Here is a 10,002-nt window from a genome sequence, read left to right on the forward strand (position 1 = left end):
ACGAAAGACATCGCGCCGTCCTTGTCAACTCGGCGCCGGCTGGAACGGCTAAACGGACGGCTTGCGGACTTTCCTGCGGTTGCGCTTCGCCAGCACGTTGAAGAATTCCACCGCTGCCGAGAACGCTATTGCGAAATAGATGTAGCCGCGCGGAATGTGGAATTGGAATCCGTCCGCGACCAGGGCGACGCCGATCAGCACCAGGAACGCCAGCGCCAGCATCTTGGTGGTCGGATGCTCGGCGACGAACCGCGACACCGGCCCCGACGAAATGTACATGATCAGGCAGGCGATCACGACCGCCGCGATCATGATCTCGATGTCCTGTGCCATGCCGATCGCGGTGATGATCGAGTCCAGCGAGAACACGATGTCGATGACGATGATCTGGACGATCACCCAGAAGAACGCGCTGCCGCCGGACTCCCGGTCACCCTCACCGTCATCGGCTTCGACCTCGGCGTGGATCTCGTGCGTCGCCTTGGCGATCAGGAACAGGCCGCCGCCGATCAGGATGAGATCGCGCCAGGAGAAGCCGTAACCTGAAAATGAAAACACCGGCGCGGTCAGGCCGATCAGCCAGACCAGCAGGCTGAGCAGGATGATGCGGAAGATCAGTGCCAGCGCGAGCCCGATCTGGCGGGCGCGGTGGGCCTGCTTCTCGGGGATGCGCGAGACGATCACCGACAGGAAGATGACGTTGTCGATGCCGAGCACGATCTCGAGCGCGGTCAAGGTGAGCAGCGCGGCCCAGGCTTCAGGACTAGTGAGGAGGTGCATCATGCGAAGGATCTTGCCAGGCGGATCAATGCGTCGCTGAAGCTGATCCAGAGCGCGATGGCGCAGAGCACGATGGTCACGCCGGTGCCGACGCGAAAATCCATCTCCAGCACATAGATGCCGAGCACGGCCCAGATCGCGATCAGCGACATCGTCAGCCAGCGCAGCCGAACCACCCGCACCGGATGCAGCACGCGGAACGGCACGAAGGTCAGCACGACAAGCGCCGCGACCAGCAGCGTCGATACCAGCGGCGGCCAGTGCAGCAGGAACAGGTAGAACGCCGCCGCATTCCACAGCGCCGGAAAGCCGCGGAAATGATTGTCGTCCGCCTTCATGCGCAGATCGGCGAAATATAGTGCGCTGGTGACGATGATGGCGATGCCGAGCAGCGGCGCGGCCACCGGCAGCAACAGCCCGCTCGCCACGATCGCATAGGCCGGCACGAACACATAGGTGACGAAGTCGACCACGAGATCGAGCACGTCTCCCGACCAGTTCGGCTGCACGTCCTTGACGTTGAGCCGGCGGGCGATCGGCCCGTCGATCGCATCGATGATCAGGGCGACGCCCAGCCACTGAAACATCGCCGCCCAATGCTCGCGCACGGCCTCCAGCATCGCCAGCAGCGCGATGGCCGCGCCGAATGCGGTGAAGATGTGCACCGAGAAGGCCGCGGCGCGGATCGCCGGTCTCGGCTTCAGGGAATCCTCTTGGGTATCCATGGCTTCTGCTATCAGAATGAGACCGGTTTGCACATCCGCCATTGCGGCGCGCGGTCGCACAATTCGCCACAAAATCAAGGAAATATAGCCGGGCTTGAATTTGCCGCGCAGCATGTCAATTGTCGTTCCATGACAGATGCATCGACACTCCATGACGCGGCCGTGATCGGCGGCGGACCGGCGGGACTGGCGGCCGCCATCGCACTGGCGCAGGCCGGCGCGCGGACCGCGCTGGTGGCGCGGCGCGTGCCCTATGCCGACAACCGCACCACCGCCCTGCTCGGCGCCTCCGTCGATCTCCTGGAGAGCCTCGACGTCTGGCCGCGCTGCAAGGGCAAGGCGGCCGCGCTCGAGATCATGCGCCTCGTCGACGACACCGGCCGGCTGTTCCGGGCCCCGGAGGTCCGGTTCTCTTGCCACGAAATCGCGCTCGACGCCTTCGGCTACAATATCGACAACCGCTCGCTGATGCTGGCGATGGAAGAACGCGCGGCCGAGTTGCCCAACCTCGTCCGTTGCGATGACGAGGCCGAAAGCGTCGTCATCGAAGCCGACGACGTGGCGGTCCGCACGGCGTCCGCTCAATTCCTTTCGGCCCGGCTCGTGGTCGGCGCCGACGGCCGGCACTCGCTGTGCCGGGAAGCCGCCGGCATCGCGGTGACGCGGCGCGACCTGACGCAGACCGCGCTGACCTTCAACGTCGGCCACGCGCGCCCGCATCGCAACGTCTCGACCGAGTTCCACACGCCGCATGGCCCCTGCGTGTTCGTGCCCCTGCCCGGCGACCGCTCCAGCATCGTCTGGGTCTCGGCCCCCGCCGAGGCCGAGCGGCTTCGCGGCCTGAGCGACGCGGACCTGTCCGCCGCGATCGAGAAGCAGTCGCATTCCATTTTGGGACGCATGACGGTCGAGCCGGGCCGCAACCTATTCCCGCTGGCGATCGAACGTCCAAAATCCTTCGGGCGCGACCGCATCGCGCTGGTCGGCGAAGCCGCCCATGTGGTCCCGCCGATCGGCGCCCAGGGCCTCAACCTTGGTCTGCGCGATGCCGCTGACATCGCCAGGCTCGCGGGCGAAGCCATCGCCGCGGGCCAGGATCCCGGCGCACCCGACGTGCTCAAGCGCTACGACCGGGCGCGGCGTCCGGACATTCTGAGCCGCACGTTTGCGATCGACATCGCCAACCGCTCCCTGCTCAACGATTTCCTGCCGCTCCAGCCGGTCCGCGCGGTCGGCATGCACCTGCTCGGCGCCATCGGCCCGCTCAGGCGCTTCGCCATGCGCGAGGGCCTGACCCCGACGTGGCGGCGGTAGGCTCGCTTACGGAAACGCCAGCCGGCCGGTCTGGATCGCCCACATCACGCTGGTCAGCGTGACGACGGACGCGAAGGTCCCGAGCAGCACCGCGACGGAGGCGGATTCGATCCAGGCGTCGTTCTGCCGGGCGATCACGAACACGTTCAGCGCCGGCGGCAGCGAGGCCATCAGCACGGCGGTCGCGGCCCAGGGCTGCGCGAACGGTCCGAACGCCAGCATCAGGCCGAACGCGGCGAGCGGGTGGATCAAGAGCTTCACTGCGATCACGCCCGGCACCTCCCACGGCACCCGGTTGAACGGGCGGAGCGCCACGGTCACACCGAGCACGAACAGCGCGGTCGGTGCGGCTGCGTTCTGAAGGAACGTGATGGTGCGATCGAGCGCGACCGGCAGCTCGATATGAAGCGCCGCCACGGCCGCGCCAAAGCAGGCCGACATGATCAGCGGGTTGAGCACGATCTGCTTCAGCACGACGCCGAAGGCATGGACCAGCGAGGGATGGTCGCGGTCGGAGAGCTCGATCAGCAGCGGCACGATCGTGAAAAGGAAAATGCTGTCGCAGCAGAAGATCAGCGCGGTCGGCGCCGAGGCCTTCGGTCCAAGCACGGCGAGCGCCAGCCCCGGCCCCATGTAGCCGATATTGCCATAGCCGCCGGAGAGGCCCGCAAGCGTCGCTTCGCGCAGCGTCAGCCGTCCCAGAACCTTGCCGACGACCAGCGCCAGGGTGAACGCCGCAACCGTCGACAGCGTGGTCGCGACCAGGAACGGCGGGTTGTTCAATTCCGCAAACGGCGTCTTCGACATGATCGCGAACAACAGCGCCGGCAGCGATACGTAGAGCAGGAAGAAGTTCATCCAGGCGAGGCCCGATTCCGGCAGCGACTTGGCCTTGCCACACGCAAATCCGACAAAGATCAAGCCGAAATAAGGTAGCGCCAGATTGAGGATATCGATCATTGATGAAGTGTTTTCTGAAGATTTGGGGGCTATCCACCCCTTAGTCGAAGGTTAATTCCAGGTCAGGGCACTAGCATCGGCCACAATCCTGGTCTATCGACGGGGAATGATTAAAGCGAGGACCGCCAAATTCCAGATCGGACAGGTCGTTCGCCACCGGATCTTCTCGTTCCGGGGGGTGATCTTCGACATCGATCCGGAATTCAACAACACCGAGGAGTGGTGGCTGTCGATTCCCGAAGAGGTGCGGCCTCACAAGGACCAGCCGTTTTATCACCTGCTCGCGGAGAACGCGGAGTCGGAATACGTCGCCTATGTCTCCGAGCAGAACCTGGTGCCGGACGATTCCGGCGAGCCGATCCGTCATTCCCAGGTTGCCGAGATCTTCATCAAGGACAAGACCGGCGGCTATCGCCCGCGCAATCCGTCGCTGAACTGAGCCGACCGCGCTTGAACTGAGTTTTGCCGCCATCAAGCGGCCAGCAAAAAAGGCGCTCGAACCGAGCGCCTTTTTCATGTCCGGGATTTTAGCCCGCTTACTTCTGGCCGGTCGGAGCCGCGCCGGGCGCGCCACCGTTCTGCTCGAGCTTCTTGCGCTGCTCGTCGGCCTTCTTCTGAAGCTCTTCCTGAAGCTTCTTCTGGGTTTCCTCGAACACCTTTGGATCGGTCGGCGGACCGTCATAGGCCTTCTGGAATTCGCCGGCGAGCGGCAGCGGCAGCGTCAAGGGCGCACCGTTCGCATTGATCGCCTGGACAACGAGGTTCTGGCCCTTCTTCATGTTGCCGATGAGCTCGGGCGTGGCCTCGTAGTCGGACATGCAGCCATTCTGGAAGCAGATCACGTAGGGGCTCTGCAACGGCGCATTGTTGTCGACGATGATCCGGGTGCCGTGCACGAGTTGCATGCCGAGCGGCAGCGTCACGCGCAGGATCTTCTTGGGCTCGCCTTCCGGCTCGATGATCACGGCCGCGATGACCGGCTGGCCCGACTCGATACGGCCGTCCTTGCCGGTGAAGCAGACCTGCTTGGCGTTGGCGTCCTGGCCCTTGAGGCAGAACTTGGTCCAGGGGGCGTAGATCAGCTGGATCTGCTGATCGGCCGGCTGGGCCGCGGCGCCCTGCTGCGCCGGAGCGCCCTGCGCGGGAGCCGGCTGGGCGGGAGCCTGGGCAGCCGGTGCCGGAGCCTTGGGGGCAGCCTTCGGAGCAGCTTTCGGGGCCGCCTTGGGTGCGGCGGGGGCACCGGGGGCCGGCGCCGGGGTCTGGGCCTCGGCGGCAAACGGGACGACCAACGCCGTCGCCGTCAACAAGGCGAGAAGTCGCCCGCGCGGCCGGACGGACGCGGCCAAGTAACGGAAATTCATTGCGGAAAACCCTTTCTGAACGGGCCTTAAGATGGAAAGCGAGACCGGTAGAAAAAAGCCAGAACGCCATAGAAAACAGTGAGTTGGCTCTATCATCCGTTTCTCGTTTTTCACCAGTTAGCCTGCGTTTTTCTTCATCCGATTAGCCCGGGCTAACCGACAAACACAAGGTCAAACATGCCCGTATTCATCACGAAGCATCACCTCGTCGCCGGAACCAAGCGCGAGACCTATAGCGATGGCGGCCCGAAGGGTCAAAAGGGTTTCGTCCTGCGTACAACGCCGAACGGCGTGTTCACTTTCTACTACCAACACCTCAACAAGAAGACCGGAAAGCGGGACTGGCATGTGATCGGAACTCACCCCGAGTGGACGCCGGAGCGCGCCCGCGTCGAAGCCACCCGGCTTGCCGGGCTGGTCGCCGACAACCAGAGCATCAAGGTGGAGCGGGCACAGAGGGCGATCAAGGACCGCGCCGAGGGCACCACCCTGCAGCAGCTCGTCGATGAGTATATCGACTACTGCAAGCAGCCGGTGATGCGCCGCTTCGGCATGGCCCCCCGGAAGGAGACGTGGCAGGACATCGCCTACTGCTTCAAGCGCCCCCTCCAATGGTGGGGCGGCTGGGCGGTCGGCGAGATCACCAGCTCAGAACTCAAGAAGCTGTACGACACCTATGTCGCCGAGGGTCACCCGGCCCAAGCGAACAACGTGCGCAAACAGCTGCGCGTCATGTTCAACTGGGCCATGCACGAGGACCGCAAGTACCTCGCCACCAACCCCATCAAGCCGCTGGACGAGGACGACAAGGCTGTCGAGCGTTACGAGACTGAGGACGGCCGCGTGCTGACGGCGGACGAGCTGCGCACGTTCTGGCACGGCCTCGATGACCCGAGCTGCCCCGGTGATCGCCTCCAGCGGCTCGCGCTGAAGCTGTCGCTCGTCACGCTACTGCGCACGGGTGAGTGTCTCCAGATTACCCGCGACGGCATCGCGGACAACACGGTGACGATCCCGCTGAGGGGGCTCAAGAGCCGCCGCTCCAAGAAGGCGCGTGATGTGGTGCAGCCGCTCAACAGTCTCGCCCGCGAGATCATCGACGAGGTGTTCTCCATCGGCAGCGCCGAGCGTCACTTCGCCTTCCCCGGTCGCGGCGGCAAGACACCGCTGACGCAAAAGCGGCTTGGCTTCCTGATGCGCGGTCGCGAGGATCAGTTTGTCGGCATCTGCGAGTATCTCGGACTGACGGATGTCACGCCGCATGATCTGCGGCGTACCGGAGCCTGCATCCTCGAACAGCTTGGCTACGACGAAGCACTGATCGGCAAGGTGATGACGCACAAGGCACCTAGCAAGGAAGCCGCGCCAGTCACGCGCAAGCACTACCTCGTGCCGGTCCAGATCATCGCGCGTCCAGTCGATCCGCGCGTGAAGGCGCTCGACGATCTCGACGCGGCGCTGCGCGAAATACTCAGCCAGTCGTCAATGCCGCGAGGCGCTGGAGTGAAGTTTCAGCTCGTCGCATAGCGGGCTGCGCGTCGTCGCATAGCTCTATGCAGTTTGTGCCAACAAAGGCCGGTGCCACCCGCACCGGCCTTTCTCGATTGCATGGATGGCTGGCGTCCATACATTTGCCTCCTGCAAAAAAAAGGAGCCGGTTGACAGCTCGCGCTGCTTGAACAATTCGCGCGCTTGCGCCCGACACCGTGCAAAGCGCTCGCAACATTGTCACTGGATCGCGCGCGCAGAGCAGCTACCTCCCCGCCGTGCAAGCAAGTGAAACGCCGATCCCGCTAAGACTGTCGAACGCCCGCCGTGCGCTGGCAGAAATGTTCATCGACCTTTGCTTGGCGTTTCACGCCACCACGGTGCCGCTGGATCAGGAGCCGGGCGAGACCGATGCCAACCGCGCGTTGGTCGCAGTTGCAGCGATGCTGGGTCACGCCGAAGGTCGTCCGATGAACGCCAGCGAGATCGCTGTCCGCCTCCGCATGCCGCGCACGTCCGTCATGCGACGGCTCAAAGTGTTGCGGAAGCAAGGCCTGCTGCAGCGGATCAAGGGCAGATACTATCTTGAACCGCATCGCGCGGATCAGGTGCCACACCAAGACAAATTCACACTGATCCTGGCAAAGGGCTTCAAGGAGATCGCGCCGATACTGTCCGAAATGGACACTTGATTTTCGCAATGCAGAAAAGTGTTTCCGCGCATTCGCGATTTTGCGGGAAATTTTCTCCGACCGACCATTCTTCGCACCTTATGCGATAGTCTTTGTGACGGTTTTACAGTAACTCCCGCCACATTTTGGTCGAACTATGTACGCCCTGTTGACTCCGGGGGGATTCGAATGTTGATTAACAATCGAGCCCCGGTTGAAAACTGAGAAGGCGATTGTGTCGCAAACATCGCGACACCAACAGGAGGACGGGGACCGTGGCGAAGAAAAAGCGGGCGGCAAAGCTGGGCCCGACAAAAGTGAACGCCGACACTGAACGGGAATTTGGTACGCGTCTGCGACTGGCGCGGCTCGCGAAGGACATGAGCCAGGAACAACTGGCTACTCAGTTCGGCCTCTCCTTCCAGCAGATACAGAAGTACGAGAAGGGCACCAACCGCATGTCCGGCTCCCGGCTGATCCAGTTCAGCAAGGCGCTCGACACTACGCCGCACCAGCTGCTGGGCTGGGACAAGACCGAGAGCGCGGCGATCATCGACGCCGAGGTGTACCGGATGGCGCAGGTGTTCATGCAAATTCCGGCGCTGCTGCGCCCGCTCGTGCTGCGGCTGCTCAACGGCATCGTGGAGCTGGTCGCGTGAGCAACGTGGTCCGCAGGGAGCAGCCGCTCGTCCTGGTCTGTGCGCGGGTCATGCGTGGCAGACTGCTGCTGCCCGACAACAGGGTCGGTTATTGCGCCTCCTGCGGCATGGGCGTGCAGTACCGGCCGCCCCCGCCGACGCCGCACGAGCTGCGCTGCGTGGACTGCACGATCAAGCTGGCGAAGCCAGACGATCAGCTGGTGACCACGGCGCAGATGCTGCACGATTGGCATGCCTACGTGAGGCGGGGCCGCCACTGATGAGCACCGCGCGCCGCAGGATCAATACCGCACAACTCGGCTTCGACACCGAGGCTTATCTTCGGCGCTTGCGGCTACTGCGCCACATCGTCAGCGGCGAGAACCAGAAAGAGTTTGGCCGCCGACTCGGCATCAGCGCCACGCGCTGGAACAATCTGGAGCAAGGCTACCCAATGAGCCGCGGCATGGCGCTGCTGCTGATACAGCGCCTGCCCCGCATGAGCGTCGAGTGGCTCTCGCTGGGCAAGACCGGCAACCTGTCACACCACCATGCGACACAGGTGATGCGGTTCGAGAGCATCGAAGCATCGAGCCGCCGCGAAATGCTGCAGCACCTTCCTGATTAGCAATCAAGGACAACAACCATGGCCCATCAGAACGAACTCACCGAGATCGCGCTCAGCGAACTGAAGGCGCACGGCATTCGAGGTCACATCCGCGACACCAACGGCGGACACATCGAAATTTCCTGGCAGGTCGTCCCCGAGAAGGAGGTGCGCAGGATCATCGTTGCGAAAAGCGCCAGCGATTGGCGGTCACGCATGAATACTCGGGCTGACGTTCGTCGCTTCCTGCGCGCCGACAACGTCAGCCTGAAAATGTCCACCCAACCGAAGAAGCAGACGCAGCTGCAGGCCGAGAAGGCGATGTCGCTGCCGCAGCCCGACGTGCTGCCGATACCCGACCAAATTGCAGCGATGCGCGGCGAAATGTCCGACCTCAGCGAGCTGGTGATGCGGCTCTATAAAATCGTCGCGGGTGTGCGCGACAACATCGCCTCCTACGTGCCCAAGCCGGTCGAAGCCGCGCCGAAGCCGACCTCGTCGCGCAGCGTCAAGCTGGTCGAGTATCTCGCGCACGACAGATGGGTGACCATCGACACGCTGCCGCGCGACACCGGGCTCACGGCCGAGCAGATCAAGTTGAAGCTGCAATATCTGAAGAACCACGACGAGGTCGAGATTTTCCGAGGACAGGCCAAGCTGAAGCCGCCGAAGCCCCGCGAGGCGGCGCCGAAGAAGCTGCACTGGAAGACCGCGCAGAAGATGGCGAGGGAAGCCGCCGCAGCCAAGGAAGCGACGACACCAGCAAGGAAGGATGCAAAGCATGGGAAGACCGCCAAGGGAGCACTTCGTGCGGCTTAGTTCATAAACCCGCGCTGCACTTCGTATGAGGTCCACTCTGCCTCTGATAGCGGCGCGTTGGCGCACTTCGCCCTAGGTCCGAGATGGGCCACAAGCGGCCATTCAAGCGTTGCATTCCGCGACACCAGCGCATCGTGCCGGCGGCGGGTAGCTAGTTCCAACCATCCTTGAGGATCAAATTGACCGGCGCAACGGCCTCGTGGATTAATAAGTCGAGGTGGTGGAAGCCCCAGGCAAATTTTGGCTTGGGTGACATCTGCTTCCCGTGTGGATAGAGGCTAGCCATATAGGCCAAGTCATCGAGCTTAGGCCCCAAGTCGCGGATGATCTTAGCGCAATCTTGGGCGTAGCGGACGACGGTAAAGGTATGCCCCGAGTTAGCCCGTCCTATTCGTGAGAGTGCGGCTTTTGGGCCCGATTGATGCGGCCGCACATCTTGTCTGACGAGGCGCACAGGATTGCCTTCGGCTTTTCACCGCCTGACGACCGGTACTTTGCAACGCGCTTGAGGGATGGGTTGGGCGAACGGGGGGCGGACGCCCCGCCGGTCAAGGACCGAGCGGCAGCAGCGCGCCGGGCAAGCCGCAGATCAGGTCGGCTTCGGGACATGCCGCGGCAAACGCAAGGCGAATGCGGCTC

General features: G+C 63.4%; 12 protein-coding genes. 8 read left to right on the top strand and 4 right to left on the bottom strand.

From position 1 onward, the window contains the following. Positions 1-48: 48 nt before the first annotated feature. Both QJT78_RS13175 and pcsA read right to left on the bottom strand, forming a co-directional pair. Complete coding sequence (locus tag QJT78_RS13175) at positions 49-783, bottom strand: TerC family protein (protein WP_028147869.1); 735 nt, start codon at positions 781-783, stop codon at positions 49-51. Continuing rightward, on the bottom strand, positions 780-1,547 hold the full coding sequence (gene pcsA / locus QJT78_RS13180) for a phosphatidylcholine synthase (protein ID WP_281460246.1): 768 nt from the start codon (positions 1,545-1,547) through the stop codon (positions 780-782). Before pcsA ends, QJT78_RS13175 begins: the two co-directional genes overlap by 4 nt. Before the next feature lie 87 nt (positions 1,548-1,634). On the opposite strand from pcsA, the gene QJT78_RS13185 reads away from it, so the two are divergent. Then, on the top strand, positions 1,635-2,819 hold the full coding sequence (locus QJT78_RS13185) for a UbiH/UbiF family hydroxylase (RefSeq protein ID WP_028147871.1): 1,185 nt from the start codon (positions 1,635-1,637) through the stop codon (positions 2,817-2,819). Positions 2,820-2,825: 6 nt separating this feature from the next. Here QJT78_RS13185 and QJT78_RS13190 read toward each other — a convergent pair whose 3' ends face one another. Further along, complete coding sequence (locus QJT78_RS13190; protein ID WP_028147872.1) at positions 2,826-3,779, bottom strand: AEC family transporter; 954 nt, start codon at positions 3,777-3,779, stop codon at positions 2,826-2,828. Positions 3,780-3,885: 106 nt separating this feature from the next. Between QJT78_RS13190 and hspQ the strand changes: the two genes are divergently transcribed. Continuing rightward, complete coding sequence (gene hspQ / locus QJT78_RS13195) at positions 3,886-4,218, top strand: heat shock protein HspQ (protein WP_014495177.1); 333 nt, start codon at positions 3,886-3,888, stop codon at positions 4,216-4,218. A gap of 97 nt (positions 4,219-4,315) precedes the next feature. On the opposite strand, the gene QJT78_RS13200 is transcribed toward hspQ, so the two are convergent. Then, positions 4,316-5,140 (bottom strand): invasion associated locus B family protein, encoded by an 825-nt coding sequence (locus tag QJT78_RS13200; RefSeq protein ID WP_028147873.1) that lies wholly within the window; start codon positions 5,138-5,140, stop codon positions 4,316-4,318. A gap of 177 nt (positions 5,141-5,317) precedes the next feature. Between QJT78_RS13200 and QJT78_RS13205 the strand changes: the two genes are divergently transcribed. The 6 genes from QJT78_RS13205 (at position 5,318) to QJT78_RS13230 (ending at position 9,363) form a co-directional block, all read left to right on the top strand. Continuing rightward, the gene (locus QJT78_RS13205) at positions 5,318-6,667 is read left to right on the top strand and encodes an integrase family protein (protein WP_038943579.1); all 1,350 of its coding nucleotides are present in this window, start codon (positions 5,318-5,320) and stop codon (positions 6,665-6,667) included. Between the two features lie 302 nt (positions 6,668-6,969). Continuing rightward, on the top strand, positions 6,970-7,320 hold the full coding sequence (locus QJT78_RS13210) for a helix-turn-helix domain-containing protein (RefSeq protein ID WP_038943580.1): 351 nt from the start codon (positions 6,970-6,972) through the stop codon (positions 7,318-7,320). 254 nt (positions 7,321-7,574) lie between these two features. Further along, a complete protein-coding gene (locus QJT78_RS13215; protein WP_049807671.1) occupies positions 7,575-7,958 on the top strand; it encodes a helix-turn-helix transcriptional regulator in 384 nt (127 codons plus the stop codon). Further along, positions 7,955-8,218: a hypothetical protein gene (locus QJT78_RS13220; protein ID WP_038943582.1), complete on the top strand. Its 264-nt coding sequence runs from the start codon at positions 7,955-7,957 to the stop codon at positions 8,216-8,218. The genes QJT78_RS13215 and QJT78_RS13220 overlap by 4 nt, the downstream gene beginning before the upstream one ends. Then, complete coding sequence (locus QJT78_RS13225; protein ID WP_281460247.1) at positions 8,218-8,565, top strand: hypothetical protein; 348 nt, start codon at positions 8,218-8,220, stop codon at positions 8,563-8,565. The genes QJT78_RS13220 and QJT78_RS13225 overlap by 1 nt, the downstream gene beginning before the upstream one ends. An 18-nt stretch (positions 8,566-8,583) precedes the next feature. Beyond that, positions 8,584-9,363 carry a hypothetical protein gene (locus tag QJT78_RS13230; protein ID WP_049807672.1) on the top strand — a complete coding sequence of 260 codons (780 nt, stop codon included), beginning with the start codon at positions 8,584-8,586 and terminating at the stop codon, positions 9,361-9,363. Positions 9,364-10,002 lie beyond the last annotated feature (639 nt).

The organism is Bradyrhizobium sp. Mp27 (genome assembly GCF_029953005.1).
GTDB lineage: Bacteria > Pseudomonadota > Alphaproteobacteria > Rhizobiales > Xanthobacteraceae > Bradyrhizobium > Bradyrhizobium barranii.